Raw genomic sequence first — 447 nt, 5'->3', positions numbered from 1 at the left:
GGGTTTCCGGGTCGAGCCGGGTGAGGTCGCGGCGCTGCTGCCGATCGCGCTGCGGGTCGCGGTCGGCTGCGCCGCCGCCGGGTGGCTCTCGCTGGCGCTCGGCGTCGGCCGGCCGTACTGGGCGGTGGTCACCGCCGCCTCGGTGTTCCAGGCCAACAGCACGCTGTCCTGGCAGCGCGCGCTGCAGCGGGTGCTGGGCAACCTGCTCGGCCTGCTGCTGTTCACCGCCGCGCTGCCCGTCGCCCACTCGGGCCCGGTGGCGCTGATCGGGCTCGGGCTGCTCTGCCAGTTCGGGGCCGAGGCGACGATCGCCCGCAGCTACTGGCTGGCGACGGTCTTCGTGACCCCGATGGCGCTGCTGATGACGGAGTTCGCGGGCCCGCAGCCGGCCGGGACGCTGGTCGCCGACCGCTGGCTGGACACCTGCGTCGGCGCGCTCACCGGTCT

Annotated in this window: 1 protein-coding gene; it reads left to right on the top strand. The window is 75.4% G+C overall.

Going from position 1 to position 447, the window contains the following annotated elements; all coding sequences use genetic code 11:
- Positions 1-447: FUSC family protein (locus tag AE652_RS42670; protein WP_049661740.1), on the top strand; the 447-nt coding region annotated here is incomplete at both ends.

Source organism: Kitasatospora sp. MY 5-36 (genome assembly GCF_001182915.1).
Classification (GTDB): Bacteria; Actinomycetota; Actinomycetes; order Streptomycetales; family Streptomycetaceae; genus Kitasatospora.
Note: the sequence above shows the minus strand (reverse complement) of the source record. Positions and strands in the feature narration are given on the sequence as shown.